General features: G+C 69.9%; 15 protein-coding genes. 13 read left to right on the top strand and 2 right to left on the bottom strand.

Annotated features, from left to right (window positions below):
* The first annotated feature begins 36 nt into the window (after positions 1-36).
* The 10 genes from gspG (at position 37) to gspE (ending at position 9,600) form a co-directional block, all read left to right on the top strand.
* Positions 37-477 carry a type II secretion system major pseudopilin GspG gene (gene gspG / locus GXN78_RS19600; RefSeq protein ID WP_106555131.1) on the top strand — a complete coding sequence of 147 codons (441 nt, stop codon included), beginning with the start codon at positions 37-39 and terminating at the stop codon, positions 475-477.
* Positions 452-958, top strand: a complete 507-nt coding sequence (locus tag GXN78_RS19595; RefSeq protein ID WP_106555089.1) for a prepilin-type N-terminal cleavage/methylation domain-containing protein — start codon at positions 452-454, stop codon at positions 956-958. Before gspG ends, GXN78_RS19595 begins: the two co-directional genes overlap by 26 nt.
* A 58-nt stretch (positions 959-1,016) precedes the next feature.
* Positions 1,017-1,382: a type II secretion system minor pseudopilin GspI gene (gspI, locus tag GXN78_RS19590; RefSeq protein ID WP_106555090.1), complete on the top strand. Its 366-nt coding sequence runs from the start codon at positions 1,017-1,019 to the stop codon at positions 1,380-1,382.
* Positions 1,382-2,050: a prepilin-type N-terminal cleavage/methylation domain-containing protein gene (locus GXN78_RS19585; protein ID WP_106555091.1), complete on the top strand. Its 669-nt coding sequence runs from the start codon at positions 1,382-1,384 to the stop codon at positions 2,048-2,050. Before gspI ends, GXN78_RS19585 begins: the two co-directional genes overlap by 1 nt.
* Positions 2,047-3,138, top strand: a complete 1,092-nt coding sequence (gspK, locus tag GXN78_RS19580) for a type II secretion system minor pseudopilin GspK (protein ID WP_106555092.1) — start codon at positions 2,047-2,049, stop codon at positions 3,136-3,138. The genes GXN78_RS19585 and gspK overlap by 4 nt, the downstream gene beginning before the upstream one ends.
* Positions 3,139-3,267: 129 nt before the next feature.
* Positions 3,268-4,476 carry a type II secretion system protein GspL gene (gspL, locus tag GXN78_RS19575; protein ID WP_106555093.1) on the top strand — a complete coding sequence of 403 codons (1,209 nt, stop codon included), beginning with the start codon at positions 3,268-3,270 and terminating at the stop codon, positions 4,474-4,476.
* Positions 4,473-5,042, top strand: a complete 570-nt coding sequence (gspM, locus tag GXN78_RS19570) for a type II secretion system protein GspM (protein ID WP_106555094.1) — start codon at positions 4,473-4,475, stop codon at positions 5,040-5,042. The genes gspL and gspM overlap by 4 nt, the downstream gene beginning before the upstream one ends.
* Positions 5,043-5,052: 10 nt before the next feature.
* Positions 5,053-5,853 (top strand): type II secretion system protein N, encoded by an 801-nt coding sequence (gene gspN / locus GXN78_RS19565; protein ID WP_106555095.1) that lies wholly within the window; start codon positions 5,053-5,055, stop codon positions 5,851-5,853.
* A 2-nt stretch (positions 5,854-5,855) separates the two neighbouring features.
* Complete coding sequence (gene gspD, locus GXN78_RS19560; RefSeq protein ID WP_239142771.1) at positions 5,856-8,168, top strand: type II secretion system secretin GspD; 2,313 nt, start codon at positions 5,856-5,858, stop codon at positions 8,166-8,168.
* Positions 8,169-8,178: 10 nt separating this feature from the next.
* Positions 8,179-9,600 carry a type II secretion system ATPase GspE gene (gene gspE, locus GXN78_RS19555; protein WP_106555097.1) on the top strand — a complete coding sequence of 474 codons (1,422 nt, stop codon included), beginning with the start codon at positions 8,179-8,181 and terminating at the stop codon, positions 9,598-9,600.
* Positions 9,601-9,617: 17 nt separating this feature from the next.
* Here the strand turns inward: gspE and GXN78_RS19550 are convergent, their stop codons facing one another.
* Positions 9,618-10,190 (bottom strand): hypothetical protein, encoded by a 573-nt coding sequence (locus GXN78_RS19550; RefSeq protein WP_106555098.1) that lies wholly within the window; start codon positions 10,188-10,190, stop codon positions 9,618-9,620.
* Positions 10,191-10,285: 95 nt separating this feature from the next.
* On the opposite strand from GXN78_RS19550, the gene gspF reads away from it, so the two are divergent.
* The 3 genes from gspF (at position 10,286) to GXN78_RS19535 (ending at position 14,296) form a co-directional block, all read left to right on the top strand.
* Positions 10,286-11,518 (top strand): type II secretion system inner membrane protein GspF, encoded by a 1,233-nt coding sequence (gene gspF, locus GXN78_RS19545; RefSeq protein ID WP_106555099.1) that lies wholly within the window; start codon positions 10,286-10,288, stop codon positions 11,516-11,518.
* Between the two features lie 14 nt (positions 11,519-11,532).
* Entirely contained in the window at positions 11,533-12,432 is a 900-nt protein-coding gene (locus GXN78_RS19540) for a 5'-nucleotidase (RefSeq protein WP_106555100.1), read from the top strand.
* A 106-nt stretch (positions 12,433-12,538) separates the two neighbouring features.
* Positions 12,539-14,296 (top strand): ABC transporter ATP-binding protein/permease, encoded by a 1,758-nt coding sequence (locus GXN78_RS19535; protein ID WP_106555101.1) that lies wholly within the window; start codon positions 12,539-12,541, stop codon positions 14,294-14,296.
* On the opposite strand, the gene queC is transcribed toward GXN78_RS19535, so the two are convergent.
* Positions 14,275-14,976, bottom strand: coding sequence for a 7-cyano-7-deazaguanine synthase QueC (gene queC, locus GXN78_RS19530; RefSeq protein WP_106555102.1), 702 nt, complete (start codon positions 14,974-14,976; stop codon positions 14,275-14,277). The genes GXN78_RS19535 and queC overlap by 22 nt on opposite strands.
* Positions 14,977-14,983: the final 7 nt, after the last annotated feature.

Here is a 14,983-nt window from a genome sequence, read left to right as displayed (position 1 = left end):
CAACGCGCATTCTTCCCAGTCCCTCCTCCCACCTTCATGCCCTTTCCTCACCGCCCTCTCGCGCGCGCCGTGCAGCGCGGCTTCACGCTGATCGAACTGATGGTCGTGCTGGTCATCATCGGCGTGCTCGCAGCCCTGATCGTGCCGAACGTGATCGAGCGTGCCGACGACGCGCGCGTGACCGCCGCGCGGACCGACGTCAACAACCTGATGCAGGCGCTCAAGCTCTACCGCCTCGACAACCAGCGCTACCCGACGGCCGAGCAGGGCCTGCAGGCACTGCTTGCGCGCCCGACCACGGGACCGGCCGCACCCAACTGGAAGCCTTACGTCGAAAAGCTGCCCAACGATCCCTGGGGCCGTCCCTACCAGTACATGAACCCCGGCCTGAAGGGCGAGATCGACGTGTTCTCGCTCGGCGCCGACAGCCAGCCCGGCGGCGAAGGCAAGAATGCCGACATCGGCAGCTGGCAATAGGCGCGTCGCTCCCCGCTGCCTGGGCGCCCGCCACCGCCACGCCGGCGGCTTCACCCTGATCGAGCTGCTGGTGGTGATCGCGATCATCGCGATCGCCACCGCGGGCGTCGGACTCGCGCTGCGCGACACGGGCCAGGAAAGCCTGGACCGCGAAGCCGAGCGCCTTTCGGCCCTGCTCGAAGCGGCGCGCGCCCAGTCGCGCGCCAGCGGCATGGCGGTGCGCTGGCGCGTCACACCGCAAGAGGCGGCCAACTTCAGCTTCGACGGCCTGCCGTCCGGCACCTTGCCCACCCAATGGCTTTCCGCCGGCATCACGGCGCAGCCGCTGATGGCGGACGGCTCGCCGGTCGCGGCGCTGCAGTTGGGCCCCGATCCGATCATCGCGGCGCAGCAGGTTCTGCTCACGGCGGAGGGCCCGCCGGCGCGCACCCTGCGCATCGCGACCGATGGCCTGCGGCCCTTCGCGGTGGCTTCGCCATGAGACGCCAGGCGGCCGCCAAGTCGAACAGCACCGCAGCGCATAGCGCGGAGCTTGTCCAATGAAGCGCAGCGCAAGCCGCGGCTTCACCCTAGTCGAGGTGCTGGTCGCGCTCGGCATCATCGCGATCGCACTGGCGGCTGGCACCCAGGCCACAAACGCGCTCACCCGCAATGGACAGCGCCAGTCGGACCTGCTGCTGGCCCAGCTTTGTGCAGAAAACGAGCTGATCAAGGCCCGCCTCGCGCGCCAGATGCCCGCGATCGGCGATGCCGGCTTGGTCTGCACCCAGGCCAACAACAGCTTCGCCGTCACCGTCTCGACCACGCCCACGCTGAACCCGAACTTCCGCCGCGTCGACGTGCAGGTGCGCGACGCGTTCGATGCGCCAGTGCTGCGCCTCTCCACCGTCGTAGGACGCTTCTGATGGCAACGACGCGCGCCACCCGCGGCTTTACGCTGATCGAACTGCTGGTGGCGATCGCCATCATGGCGCTGCTTGCGCTGGTCAGCTGGCAAGGCCTCGAAGGTATGGCGCGCGCCCAGTCCATCAACCGCGAGCGCAGCGACGCCGTGCTCACGCTGCAAACCACGCTGTCGCAATGGACGGCCGACCTCGACGCCACGGTGGCTCTGTCGCAGACGCGCCCCATCGACTGGGACGGCCGTGTGCTGCGCCTCACGCGGCGCAGCACCGACACGGCCCTGCCCGCGGTCTACGTGGTGGCCTGGACCCTGCGGGCCGATGCGACCGGCACGGCACGCTGGTACCGCTGGCAATCGCCCGGCTTCACGACGCGCCCCGAATGGCAGCAGGCCTGGGACCGCGCCGCCGCCTGGGCCCAGGACGGCGGCGGCAGCACCAACGAACTGCGCGGAACCGAACTCGGCCTGGTGCCGCTGGAAGCCTGGCAGCTCTTCTACTTTCGCAACGACGCGTGGGGTCCGGCCGTCGGCGCCGCCGCACTCGGCACCAACACGCCGCTGCCCGATGGCGTGCGCCTCGTGCTGAGCCTGCCGCCCGGCCCGGCGCTCGCCGGCCTGCTCACGCGCGACTGGGTCCGACCCACCGCCTCGGCGGCCAAATCCTCATGAAGCCGCCTGCCCGCACCGCATCACGACGCTCCCGCGGCGCGGCGCTGCTGACGGCCATGCTCACCGTCACGCTGGTCGCCACCTTCGCCGCGGCGGCGCTCTGGCAGCAATGGCGCGCCGTCGAAATCGAGGCTGCCGAGCGCGGACGGGTGCAATCGTCGTGGGTGCTGATCGGCGCGCTCGACTGGTCGCGCCTGATACTGCGCGAGGATGCCCGCGCCACCACGGCCGCCGGCGGCGGCGCGGACCACCTGGCCGAGCCCTGGGCCGTGCCACTGGAGGAAGCCAAGCTGTCGAGCTTCCTCGCGGCCGAGAAGAACATCGCCAGCGATGCGCTCGAAGGGCTGCCCGAGGCTTTTCTGCAGGGCCGCATCGTCGACGCCCAATCCAAGATGAACGTGATGAACCTGGTGGTGAACGGCGTCCCGGTGCCGGCCGAGATCGCCGCCTTCACCAAGCTGTTCGAGCTGCTGGGGCTACCCGCGCAGGAGGTGCCGGTGCTTGCGGCCCAGCTCAGGCGCGCCCTGCCCCCGGCTGCTGCCACGGGTACGGGTACGGGCACGGGAACCACCACCGGTACCACCACCACTACGACCACTACCGGCACCGGCACCACCACCGGCGCGCAGGCCACCACGGACAGCTCGGCATCCGGCCCGCTGCTGCCGCAGCGCACCGCCCAACTGGTCTGGCTGGGGCTGTCGCCGTCCACCGTCGCTGCGCTGGAGCCCTACGTCACCATCCTGCCCGAGCGCATGCCGCTCAACATCAACACCGCCAGCGCCGAAGCGATGGCCGCCAGCGTGCCCTCGCTCGACCTGGCGACGGCCAAGCGCGTGGTCGCGCAGCGCGCGTCGCGCTACTTCCGCACCCTGGAAGACGCCAACAAGGTCATCGCCCAAGGCTCAGGCCAATTCAACAGCACCCAGCACGCCGTGGCGACTCGCTTTTTCGAAGTGCAAGGCCGGCTGCGGCTGGACAATGCCTGGGTCGAGGAGCACTCGCTGCTCCAACGCGACAACCTCGAGCTTCGCATCGTCTGGCGCGAACGTGGTGCCGGCGCCACGTCGACGGCGCCGAAGTCTTGAAGCGGAAACCTTTGGTCACGCTTATCGGATTAAATGCGTCGAAGCGCCCACGCCGCGTGCTGAAGACGCTATCAAGTTTGTAGCGAGAGATGTGAACCATCCTCCTACAATGGCGACCCCCTATTCATCATGGCCCTGCTGCTCGTCACCGCCCCTCTTCCCCCTGCGCCTGCCGGCGGCGACTACGGCTGGGCGCTGTGGTCCAGCGACGGCCGCAAGCTGCGCTCCCAGGGCAGCGCGCCGCCGGCCCTGCTGCCGAGCGGCGACGAGCTGACCCTGGGCGTGCCGGCGGCCGCACTGTCCTGGCACCAGCTCACGCTGCCGCAAGGCAGCATGAGCGGCAACGTGCGCCTGCGCTCGGTGCTCAATGGTCTGCTCGAAGACCGGCTGCTCGACGATCCCGAGCAACTGCACTTCTCGCTGGAGCCCGACGCCCGCGCGGGCGTTCCCGTGTGGGTGGCCGCCTGCAATCGGCTTTGGCTGCGCGGCGTGGTGCAGGCGCTCGAGGGCGCGGGCCGCCGCGTCACCCGCATCGTTCCGGAGTTCACGCCGCAGCCGGCGGGCGCGCCGCCCATGATCTTCGCCATCGGCGAGCCCGGTACCGCCCAGCTGGTGGTCTGCGACACCGAAGGCGTCACCCCTTTGCCGCTCGATGCCGCCGGCGCCGCGCTGGTCGGCACGGTGCCCGAAGGCACAGCCATGCTGGCCGAGCCGGCCGTGGCCGAGCTCGCGGAAAGCTTGCTCGGCCGCCGCGTGCCGATCGTCAAGCCGGCCGCGCGCTGGCTGCAGGCCAGCCGCTCGCCCTGGGACCTCGCGCAGTTCGATCTCGCCTCCACTGGCCGTGCCCGCGCAAGCAAGAAGCTGGCGGCGATCTGGCGCGCGGCGTGGCACGGCCCCGAATGGCGGCTCGCGCGCTGGGGCGCGCTGGTGCTGGTGCTGACGCAGCTCATCGGCCTCAACGCCTGGGCCTGGAAGGAGCGCAGCGCGCTCGACAGCAAGCGGGCCGCAGTGAACAACATCCTGAAGCAGACCTTCCCCTCGGTGCAGCTGGTGGTCGATGCACCGGCCCAGATGGTGCGCGAGGTGGCGACGCTGCAGCAGGCCACGGGCGGCGTGTCCGCGATCGACCTCGAGCCCATGCTCGGCGCCGTCGCCACCAGCCTGCCGCCGGGCCGGGTCCCCAGCGCCATCGACTACACCGCCGGCCAGCTGCGCCTGCGCGGGCTGGGTCTGCAGCCCTCGGAGGCCGGCAACGTCGCGGCCACCCTGTCGGCTCGCGGCTACAGCGCCCGCAGCGAGGGCGACCTGCTGCTGGTCCAGGCGGAGGCACCGCGATGAACTGGATCGAAACGCTCGAAGCGCGCTGGCAGGCCTGGTGGCCCGAGCTGGAATCGCGCGAACAGCGACTGATCGGCGCGGCAGCCGCGCTGGTGCTGCTGGCCCTGCTGTGGTGGGTGGGGCTGGCCCCGGCCCTGCGCACCCTGTCCGCGGCACCGGCGGAGCACGCCAAGCTCGACGCCCAGCTGCAGCAGATGACCACCCTGCAGACCCAGGCCAAGGCGCTGCAAGCCCAGCCCCGCGCCAGCCGCGACGACGCGGTACGCGCACTCGAAAGCTCGGTGCGCCAAAGCCTCGGGCCCAACGCGCAGTTGCAACCCGCTGCCTCGGGCGAAGGCGTCACGGTCGCCGTGCGCACGGTACCGGCCGACACCCTGGCCCAGTGGCTTGGGCAGGCCCGCAGCAACGCGCGTGCCGTGCCGCGCGAGGCGCACCTCGCGCGCACCGCGCAAGGCGCACCCGACGCGCCGGCGGCGGGCGGCGCTGCCGCGGCGCGCGCCAGGAACGGCGAGCGCCCTGCCGTGCGCTGGGACGGCACGCTGGTCATGGGCCTGCCGGCCCGTTGAGCAATTTTCGATGGCCACGCGAAGCGACCCCTCCGCCCCCCGTGCCGCCACCGGTCGCGGCTGGGCATTGCTGGGCGTGCTGCTGGGCGCGCTGCTGGCGTTCGCGCTCTATGCGCCGGCGCGCTGGCTGGCCGCGGGCCTGGCGAGCTGGAGCGACGGCCATCTGCAGCTGGTCAACGCGCGCGGCACGGTCTGGAACGGCACCGCAGGCGTCGTGTTCGCCAGCGGCGCGGGCGGCGTCGAATCGATCTCCCTGCCGGGCACGCTTGCCTGGACCCTGCGCCCGCGCTGGGACGGCGTCGCTGCGGCGCTCGATATCCCCTGCTGCGCCCCCCAGCCGCTGCAATTCAGAGCCCGGCCGCGCCCCAGCGGGCTACAGCTGGCGTGGGAGGACGGCCGCTCGCGCTGGCCGGCCGCCCTGCTCAGCGGCTTCGGCGCGCCCTGGAACACGCTCAAGCCCGAGGGCGTGCTCGATGTGTCGATGCAGGCCTTCGCGATGCAGTTCAGCGGCCCGCAGCTGCGGCTGGCCGGCCGCGCCACGCTCGACGCCACCGACATCTCCTCCAGCCTGTCGACGCTCAAGCCGATGGGCAGCTACCGCATCACCCTCGAAGGCGGGCCCTCGCCCACCTTGCTGCTGACCACGCGCGAGGGCAGTCTGCAGCTCAATGGCAGCGGCCGATGGAACGGCCGCGCCCTGCGTTTCGACGGCGAGGCCAGCGCCGCGCCGGGGCGCGAGGACGCACTGTCGAACTTGTTGAACATCATCGGGCGACGCGAGGGCGCGCGCTCGATCATCACTCTGGGTTGACCATGAAATCACCATCCCACAGCGCCATGCGCCTCTGCACCGTCGCCCTCGCGGTGCATCTGCTGGCCGCCGCCTGCATGCCGGCCGCCTTCGCGCAGGAAGCCGCCCCGCCGCCGCGCCGCGGCGAGCCGATCACGCTGAATTTCACCAACGCCGAGATCGAATCGGTGGCGCGCACCATGGCCGTGGTGACCGGACGCGACGTGGTGGTCGACCCGCGCGTCAAGGGCACGATCAACCTGCAGACCGACCGCCCGATCTCGCCCAACGCCGCCTTCAACCAGTTCGCCGCCGCGCTGCGCCTGCAGGGCTTCGCGATCGTGCAGTCCGAGGGGCTCTACAAGGTGGTGCCCGAGGCCGACGCCAAGTTGCAGAGCAACGCGGTGACCACCTCGACGTCCGCCACCGCCAGCCTCTCCGGCAACCAGATCGTCACCCAGGTCTTCAAGCTCAACTACGAATCGGCGAACAACCTGCTGCCGGTTCTGCGCCCGCTGATCGCGCCCAACAACACGATCAACGTGAATCCGGGCAACAACTCGCTGGTGGTCACCGACTACGCCGAGAACATGCGCCGGCTGGCGCGCATCATCGCGGCGCTGGACGTGCCCAATGCCTCCGAGGTCGAGGTCATCCCCCTCAAGTATTCGGTCGCGACCGACCTCGTGCCGGTGATCACGCGGCTGGCCGAGGGCGGCTCCGCCACCGGGCCGGGGCAGCCCGCCGCCGCGCCTGGCACTGCCGATGCCTCCTTCCGCACCACCCTGCTGGCCGAGCCGCGCAGCAACGCGATCATCCTGCGCGCGGCCAACCCGGCGCGCTCGCAGCTGATCCGCACGCTGATCGCCCGCCTCGACCGCCCGCCCGTCGACACCGGCAACGGCGCCGCCGGCAACATCTACGTGGTCTACCTCAAGAACGCCGACGCGGTGCGCATGGCCACCACGCTGCGCGCCGCCCTCGCAAGTGCACAGGCCGGCAACCTGAGTGCCCAGGGCACCGCCGGCGCGACCCCGGTCGCCGCCGGGGGGCAGCAACAGCAGCAGCAACAGCAGCAGCTCAGCCAGCTGGCCGGCGCGGGAGGCGGGCTGAGCGGCGCCACGACGCCGGTCAGCACCACCCCGCCGCCTTCCACCGGCGGGCAGATCCAGGCCGATCCGGCCACCAACTCGCTGATCATCAGCGCGCCCGATCCGCTCTACCGGCAGCTCCGCGCGGTGATCGACCGGCTCGACAGCCGCCGCGCGCAGGTGCTGATCGAAAGCCTGATCGTCGAGGTCAACGCCGACAAGGCGGCCGAGTTCGGCATCCAGTGGCAGACCGGCATCGGCAGCAGCGGCGACCGCAACGTCGGCGTGATCGGCACCAACTCGAGCTTGGGCGGCGCCAACATCATCGACCTGGCGGTCGGCCTCGCGACCCGCAACACGGCGACCCGGCCCTCCAGCGGCTTCAACTTCGGCATCGGCCACCGATACGGCGACAACGGCCAGTACGTGCTGGGCTTCCTGGCCCGCTTCCTGGCCAGCAACGGCGAGGGCAACGTGCTGTCCACGCCCAACCTCCTGACGCTGGACAACGAGGAAGCCAAGATCGTGGTCGGCCAGAACGTGCCCTTCGTCACCGGCCAGTACACCAACACCGGCAGCAACACCAACACCGTCAACCCCTTCCAGACCATCGAGCGCAAGGACGTGGGCTTGACGCTGCGTGTGCGTCCGCAGATCAGCGAGACCGGCACGGTCAAGATGCAGATCTTCCAGGAGGTCTCCAGCGTGGTCGCCTCCACCGTGAACAATGTCAACGGCCCGACCACGACCAAGCGCTCGATCGAGTCGAACGTGCTGGTCGACGATGGCAACATCATCGTGCTGGGCGGCCTCCTGTCCGACGAGTACTCGAACTCCCAGGAGAAGATTCCCGGCCTGGGCGACGTGCCGGTGCTGGGCAACCTGTTCAAGAGCGAGGTGCGCAGCCGCAGGAAGACCAACCTGATGGTGTTCCTGCGTCCCTCGGTCGTGCGCGACCAGCTCTCCGGCGACGCTATCACCGCCGACCGCTACGACGCGCTGCGAGCGTTGCAGCAGACTCAGCAGCCGGCGACCGACAACCCGATGCTCAACTCGGTGCGCGATTCGGCGATCCTTCCGCCGCTCCCGACCATCAGGCAGGGCGACCCCACGCGCCGCATCGAGGGCACCCAGCTGATCCCGCCGCCGCTGCCGCCGCAGCATGTGCCGTTGCCGCCGGGCGGTTCGCTCAAGGGCGCGCTCCCGCCCACCGCCGACCCCTCCACGCAGCGCGAACTGCCCTGAGGTCCGAGCCATGCGCTATCCCCTGCCCTATGCCTTCGCGCGCGGCCAGCAGCTGCTGCTGGAAGAAGCGGACGACGGCGCCCTCACCCTCTGGATGCCGCAGACGCCGCCCAAGAGCGCGCTCAGCGAAGTGGTGCGCAAGTACCCGGTCAAGGCCTTCGAGCCGCTGACCCCCGTCGAGTTGGCCCAGCGCATCTCGGCCGCCTACGCAAAGGGCGAATCGAACGCCGCCGCGGTGGTGAGCGAGGTGCAGAGCGATGCCGACCTGTCGCGCATGATGCAGGAGCTGCCGGCGGTCGAAGACTTGCTGGAAAGCGCCGGCGACGCGCCCATCATCCGCATGCTCAACGCGCTGCTCACGCAGGCGGCGCGCGACGGCGCCAGCGACATCCACATCGAGCCCTACGAGCGCACGTCATCGGTGCGCTTTCGCATCGACGGCACCCTGCGCGAGGTGGTGCAGCCCAACCGGGCGCTGCATGCGGCGCTGATCTCGCGACTGAAGATCATGGCCGACCTCGACATCGCCGAGAAGCGCTTGCCGCAGGACGGGCGCATCAGCCTGCGCATCGGCACGCGCGCGGTCGACGTGCGGGTCTCGACCCTGCCCTCGGCGCATGGCGAGCGCGCCGTGCTTCGCCTCCTGGACAAGTCCGAGAGCAAGCTCACGCTGGAATCGGTCGGCATGCAGGGCGACACGCTGGCGCGCTTCCTGCACCTGATCAATCAGCCGCACGGCATCATCCTGGTCACCGGCCCGACCGGTTCCGGCAAGACCACCACCCTCTATGCCGCGCTGGGTCGCCTGGACAGCGCCCACAGCAACATCATGACGGTCGAGGACCCGATCGAGTACGAGCTGCCCGGCGTCGGCCAGACCCAGGTCAACGCAAAGATCGACCTCACCTTCGCCAAGGCCCTTCGCGCCATCCTGCGGCAGGACCCGGACGTGATCATGATCGGCGAGATCCGCGACTTCGAGACCGCGCAGATCGCGATCCAGGCCTCGCTCACCGGCCACCTCGTGCTGGCCACATTGCACACCAACGATTCGGTCAGCGCGGTGACGCGGCTGACCGACATGGGGGTAGAGCCCTTCCTGCTGAGCTCGTCATTGCTGGGCGTGCTGGCGCAGCGCCTGGTGCGCCGCCTCTGCCCCGTGTGCGCCGTGCCCACCGCGGCCGGCGACGAGGCCGGGCCCGTGGGCTGCGAGACCTGCGGCCAGACCGGCTACCAGGGCCGCACAGGCATCTTCGAGCTGCTGGTCGCCGACGACACGATCCGCTCGCTGGTGCACAACCGCGCGCCCGAGAGCCAGCTCTTCGTGGCGGCCGAGCGCGGCGGCCTGCGCTCGATGCGCGAGGACGGGGAGCGGCTGGTCAAGTCCGGCGTGACCTCGCGGGCCGAGCTGCTGCGGGTGACGCGGGACTGATCCCGCATCCCTGCGCTTCACTCCAGCACGACCAGGTTGCGCGTCTGCGCATCCGTCTCCACGGCACGCACGCGGCCGGCGTTGTCGAACAGCACCTGGAACTCGCTGAAGCTGCCCAGCCACATGCGCCAGATCGGCGCGTCGAGGTTCGGGTTCTCGCTGCTGATGGGGTAGCCCACCGACATTGCGACCTGCTCGCGCGTCATGCCCTTGGTCACGCGCGCCGACTTGATGGCCTCGCGGATCTTGGGCGGGAAGCCCGCGATGCGGGCCGCCGGATCCTCCGTCACCACGTAGCGCTTGGCGAAGGCGCCCAGGTCCAGGTCGCGGCTGTAGTCGTTGCCGATGTCCTGCTTCTTGCCGTCGATCAGCACATTGACACGCTGCCGGCCATAGCCCGTCACGCGCGTCGGCGTGCCGACCGGGATGATGCGTTTGCCGCTCTCGGCGTAGTTGCTGTCGCTGATCCAGCTGCCGTCGGTGCGCAGGTTGCAGCAGAGAAAGCCATCGAAAGCGGGCTGGGCAGCGGCGGGCAGCGACAGCGCGCCCAGCAGCGCGGCGACGGCAAGAGCGGAAGTACGAAGCGGCATGAAGACTCCTCGGTTTGCTGTTGTGAAGGCCGCGTGACGAAAAGGCAGCGCCAAACGTCGACAATGCGGACTCGCGCATTTTGCCGCCAGTCCCCATGCCCGCCTATTCGTTCGAAGCCATAGACCAACAGGGCCAGCCCCGCAAGGGCGTGCTCGAAGCCGACACCGCGCGCAGCGCGCGCGGCCTGCTGCGGGCGCAAGCCCTGATCCCGCTGTCGGTGACGGTGGTCGGCAGCGCCGAGGGCGGCCCCGCCGCCTCGGGCGGCTGGCTCCGCTTCCTGGGCGGCAGGCGCATCTTCAATTCCACCACCCTTGCGGTCTGGACCCGGCAGCTCGCGGGGCTGGTCTCCTCGGGCCTGCCGCTGGAACGCGCGCTCACCGCACTGACCGACGAAGCCGAGACCGAGGAGCAGCGCAACCTGGTCGCCTCGCTCCGGGCGGACGTCAACGCGGGCTCGCCCTTCGGCCGCGCGCTATCGCAACATCCGCGCGAGTTCTCCCCCATCTACACCGCGGTGATCGGCGCCGGCGAGCAGAGCGGCAACCTCGGCCTGGTGCTGGAGCGCCTGGCCGACGACCTGGAGCAGCGCCAGGCGCTGCAGCAGAAGCTGGTCGGCGCGGCCCTATACCCCGCGATCGTGACCCTGGTCGCGATCGTGATCGTGGTCTTCCTGGTCAGCTACGTCGTGCCCCAGGTGGCCAACGTCTTCGCCGGCACCAAGCGCGCGCTGCCGATCCTGACCGTGATCATGCTGAAGATGAGCGACTTCGTCCGCAACTACGGCTGGCTGATGCTGGGCGTCGTCGTGCTGGCGGCGATCGGCATGCGCATGGCACTGGCGCGCGCCGCCTTCCGCGAGCGCTTCGATGCCACCTGGCTCGAACTGCCGCTGGTGGGCCGCCTCTCGCGCGGCTACAACGCGGCGCGCTTCGCCAGCACGCTGGCCATGCTGGCCACCGCCGGCGTGCCGATCCTGCGCGCGCTTCAGGCCGCCTCCGAGACGCTGGGCAACCGCGCGATGCGCGCCGATGCGCTCGATGCGCTGGTGCTGGTGCGCGAAGGTGCGCCGCTGGCCTCGGCGCTGGCGCAGAAGAAGCGCTTCCCCGGCATCGTCTCGATGTTCGCGCGCCTGGGCGAGCAGACCGGCACCCTGCCCCTGATGCTGCAGCGCGCCGCTACCCAGCTGGGCGCCGAGGTGCAGCGCCGCGCGATGCACCTGGCCACCATCCTCGAGCCCCTGCTGATCGTCGCGATGGGCGCGGTGGTCATGCTGATCGTGCTGGCGGTGCTGATGCCGATCATCCAGCTGAACCAGTTCGTCAAGTAGTCGGGTCCTCAACCATGCCGGTCTCCCTGGACGACAAGCTGGTGGTCGCGATCTCGTCCCGCGCCCTGTTCAATCTGGAAGAAGAGAACCGCCTATTCGATGCCGGCGACCCCGACGCCTACATGCGCCTGCAGCTCGAGCGCCTCGACGTGCCGGCCGCACCCGGCATCGCCTATTCGATGATCCGCAAGCTGCTGCGCTTCAACGACGACGGCGTCCAGCGCGTCGAGGTCGTGATCCTGTCGCGCAACGACCCGGTGTCCGGCATGCGCATCTTCAACTCGGGCGCCGCGGCGGAGCTGCGCGTGCAGCGCGGCGTGTTCACGCAAGGGCGACCTCCCTACCGCTACCTCCGGCCGCTCAACGCCGACATCTTCCTGTCGGCCAACGCATCGGACGTGCGCGAGGCGCTGGTCGCCGGCTTTCCCGCCGCGCACGTGCGGGTCGATGGGGCCTTGGCCAGCGCGCTTCACCCCGACGAGGTCCGGATCGCCTTCGACGGCGATGCGGTCCTTTTCTCCGACGAGGCGGAAAAGGTGTACCAGATGGAAGGCCTGGATGCCTTCCAGGCGCACGAGACCAGCAAGGCCGCGGTGCCGCTGGGTGCCGGACCGTTCAAGCCCTTCCTCGTGGCCCTGCACCGCCTGCAGCAGGCTTCGAGCACCGGCATGCGGGTGCGCACCGCGCTGGTGACGGCGCGCGGCGCTCCCTCCCATCGCCGCGCGATCCAGACGCTGATGGACTGGAACATCCGCGTCGACGAAGCCATGTTTCTCGCCGGACTGTCCAAGGGCGAATTCCTGCGCGAGTTCGAGCCCGACTTCTTCTTCGACGACCAGACCGGCCATGTCGATTCAGCCGCACGGCATGTGCCGGCGGGGCATGTGTCCAGCGGGATCAGCAATCCGCGCTGAGCTTCGGTACGAGCGGCGTTTCAGACCCGCCTAAGAAAGCGGCCGGCGCCGGCGCTACGATGGCCTGGAAGGCGCTGCTTCCAGCCCCAATCCAGGCCCCACGTCCATGAACGATCCCGCCCACTCCACGAGCATGCTCGTCACGCTGCGCCGCATCGGGGCGCTTGCCGCGCCCTACTTCCGCTCCGAGGACCGATGGAAGGCACGCGGCCTGCTTCTCGTGATCATTGCGCTCAACCTCGGCACGGTCTACATGGCGGTGCTCAACAACCAGTGGTTCGGCCGCTTCTACAACGCGCTCGAGAACCGCGACCAGGCGGTGTTCTGGCGCGAGCTGGGCTTCTTCTGCTGGATCGCCTTCGGCGCCATCACCATCGGCATCCTGAAGTTCTACCTGACCCAACTGCTGCAGATCCGCTGGCGCGCCTGGATGACGCGCAGCTACCTCACCCGCTGGATCGCCGATCGCACCTTCTACCGGCTCGAACTCGCGCGCTATGCCGGTGACAACAACCACTCGCCTGACAACCCCGACCAGCGCATCCAGGAAGACCTGCAGATGTTCACCGACTACACGGTCACGCTGTCGATGGGGCTGCTCAACGCGGTGGTCACGCTGGTGAGCTTCATCGGCATCCTGTGGGGCCTGAGCGGCGTCGTCGACTTCCAGCTTAGCGGCAGCACCTACCAGGTCGCGGGCTCGATGGTCTGGCTCGCGCTCGCCTACTGCGTGGTCGGCACCGTCATCACCCACTACATCGGCCGGCCGCTGATCGGCACCAACTTCAGGCAGCAGCGCTTCGAAGCCGACTTCCGGCATCACCTGGTGCGGGTGCGCGAGTACAGCGAGGCGATCGCGCTGGACCGCGGCGAGCGCGTCGAGCACGCCCAGCTGGAGCAGCGCTTCGGCGCGGTGCTGCGCAATTACCTGACGCTGATCAAGCAGCAGAAGAACCTGGTCTCCTTCACGCTCTCCTTCAGCCAGGCGGCCGCCGTGTTCCCCTTCATCATCGCCGCGCCGCGCTTCTTCGGCGGCGCCTTCCCGCTCGGGCAGCTGATGCAGATCGTCACCGCCTTCGACAAGGTGCAGACGCAGCTGAGCTGGTTCATCGACAACTACGACCGCGTCGCCATCTGGCGCGCCACCGCCGACCGTCTCACCAGCTTCGACGACGCCATGCGTGCCCATGCAACGCCCGATGGCGCGCTGGTGCATGACAGCGCGAGCTCGCTGCACACCCAGGATCTCGACATCGCGCTGCCCAACGGCACCCCGCTGCTCGCGAAGACCGCGCTGAGCGTCAATCCGGGCGACCACGTTTTGCTGCAAGGTCCTTCGGGAAGCGGCAAGTCGACGCTGTTCCGTTCCTTCGCCGGCATCTGGCCCTTCGCGCACGGCAAGGTCTCGATGCCGGAGAACGCGATGTTCATTCCGCAGCGACCCTATGTGCCCGACGGCAAGCTGCGCGACGCACTGGCCTATCCGCAGTCCGCGAGCGACTACACCGACGCGCAGCTGAAGCAGGCGCTCGAGGACGCCCTCCTTCCCGGGCTCACCGACCGGCTCGACGATGCCGACGCCTGGAGCCAGAAGCTCTCCGGCGGCGAGCAGCAGCGGCTGGCGATCGCGCGCGTGCTGCTGAAGAAGCCGGCCTGGCTGTTCGCCGACGAGGCGACCAGCGCGCTCGATGCGCAGGCCGAGGAGACGCTCTACAAGCGCCTGGCCGAGGGCGTGCGCGCGGCCGGCGGGGCCATGGTGTCCATCGCCCACCGCGCGTCCGCCGCTGCCTTCCACGACAAGCGCTGGACCCTGGTGCCGCAGCCCGAAGGCGCGAGCGCGCGCTACCGGCTCGAAGCGGCGTAGCGCTCCCAGCCGCGGGCGCGCAGCTCGCAGGCCGGGCAGTGGCCGCAGCCGTAGCCCCAGGGATGGCGCTGGCCGCGATCGCCGAGGTAGCAGGTGTGGGTGTCCTCGATGATCAGCTCGACCAGCGCATCGCCGCCCAGCCGCTGCGCCATCGCCCAGGTCGCGGCCTTGTCGATCCACATCAGCGGCGTCTCGATCACGAAGCGCCGGTCCATGCCCAGCGAGAGCGCGAGCTGCATCGCTTTCATGGTGTCGTCGCGGCAGTCGGGGTAGCCCGAGAAGTCGGTCTCGCAGACGCCGGTGACGATCACCGCCAGCCCGCGCCGGTAGGCCAGCGCGCCGGCCAATGTGAGGAACAGCAGGTTGCGGCCCGGCACGAAGGTGTTGGGCAGGCCGTTGGCCTGCATCTCGAAGGCGATGTCCTGCGTCAGGGAGGACTCGCTGATCCGGCCCAGCACGTCGACGTTGATCAGGTGGTCCTCGCCCAGCCGCGCCGCCCAGTGCGGGAAGCGCTCGCGCAGATGCGCCAGCACGGTGCGCCGCGCTTCGAGCTCGATGCTGTGGCGCTGGCCGTAGTCGAAGCCGATGGTCTCGACGCGCTCGTACTTGTCGAGCGCCTCGGCCAGGCAGGTGGTGGAGTCCTGGCCGCCGGAGAAGAGAACGAGTGCGGTGGTGTGCATGGCGTGA

Source organism: Variovorax sp. WS11 (assembly GCF_010499245.1).
In the GTDB taxonomy this organism is placed as follows: domain Bacteria; phylum Pseudomonadota; class Gammaproteobacteria; order Burkholderiales; family Burkholderiaceae_C; genus Variovorax.
The sequence above is the reverse complement of the archived record's forward strand: the minus strand, read 5'-3'. Positions and strand labels throughout refer to the sequence as shown.

Coding starts and splice junctions, on each gene's coding strand:
- gspI (WP_106555090.1), top strand. CDS start 1,017: ATGAAGCGCAGCGCAAGCCGCGGCTTCACCCTAGTCGAGGTGCTGGTC.
- gspD (WP_239142771.1), top strand. CDS start 5,856: ATGAAATCACCATCCCACAGCGCCATGCGCCTCTGCACCGTCGCCCTC.
- queC (WP_106555102.1), bottom strand. CDS start 14,976: ATGCACACCACCGCACTCGTTCTCTTCTCCGGCGGCCAGGACTCCACC.
- gspN (WP_106555095.1), top strand. CDS start 5,053: ATGGCCACGCGAAGCGACCCCTCCGCCCCCCGTGCCGCCACCGGTCGC.
- gspE (WP_106555097.1), top strand. CDS start 8,179: ATGCGCTATCCCCTGCCCTATGCCTTCGCGCGCGGCCAGCAGCTGCTG.
- GXN78_RS19550 (WP_106555098.1), bottom strand. CDS start 10,190: ATGCCGCTTCGTACTTCCGCTCTTGCCGTCGCCGCGCTGCTGGGCGCG.
- GXN78_RS19585 (WP_106555091.1), top strand. CDS start 1,382: ATGGCAACGACGCGCGCCACCCGCGGCTTTACGCTGATCGAACTGCTG.
- GXN78_RS19595 (WP_106555089.1), top strand. CDS start 452: ATGCCGACATCGGCAGCTGGCAATAGGCGCGTCGCTCCCCGCTGCCTG.
- gspF (WP_106555099.1), top strand. CDS start 10,286: ATGCCCGCCTATTCGTTCGAAGCCATAGACCAACAGGGCCAGCCCCGC.
- gspK (WP_106555092.1), top strand. CDS start 2,047: ATGAAGCCGCCTGCCCGCACCGCATCACGACGCTCCCGCGGCGCGGCG.
- gspG (WP_106555131.1), top strand. CDS start 37: ATGCCCTTTCCTCACCGCCCTCTCGCGCGCGCCGTGCAGCGCGGCTTC.
- GXN78_RS19540 (WP_106555100.1), top strand. CDS start 11,533: ATGCCGGTCTCCCTGGACGACAAGCTGGTGGTCGCGATCTCGTCCCGC.
- gspM (WP_106555094.1), top strand. CDS start 4,473: ATGAACTGGATCGAAACGCTCGAAGCGCGCTGGCAGGCCTGGTGGCCC.
- gspL (WP_106555093.1), top strand. CDS start 3,268: ATGGCCCTGCTGCTCGTCACCGCCCCTCTTCCCCCTGCGCCTGCCGGC.
- GXN78_RS19535 (WP_106555101.1), top strand. CDS start 12,539: ATGAACGATCCCGCCCACTCCACGAGCATGCTCGTCACGCTGCGCCGC.